We start from the raw sequence: 240 nt of genomic DNA on the forward strand, positions 1-240 counted from the left end.
GGGCTGGTGCTCGGCTCAGTGATCTACTCCATGCCATTCGTGGTGCAGCCGTTGCAAAACGCATTCTCCGCCATTGGCACTCGCCCATTGGAAGTCGCCGCGACCTTGCGGGCCAACCCCTGGGACACCTTCTTCACGGTGATCCTGCCACTGGCGCGTCCAGGGTTTATCACCGCCTCGATCCTCGGTTTTGCCCACACCGTCGGTGAATTTGGCGTGGTGTTGATGATCGGCGGCAAT

Annotated in this window: 1 protein-coding gene; it reads left to right on the forward strand. The window is 60.4% G+C overall.

Translation table 11 applies throughout. From position 1 onward, the window contains the following. The coding region (locus SB765_RS33265; protein WP_410932985.1) for a molybdate ABC transporter permease subunit at positions 1–240 on the forward strand (240 nt) is incomplete at both ends.

The organism is Pseudomonas sp. SIMBA_067 (assembly GCF_046534675.1).
Taxonomy (GTDB): domain Bacteria; phylum Pseudomonadota; class Gammaproteobacteria; order Pseudomonadales; family Pseudomonadaceae; genus Aquipseudomonas; species Aquipseudomonas putida.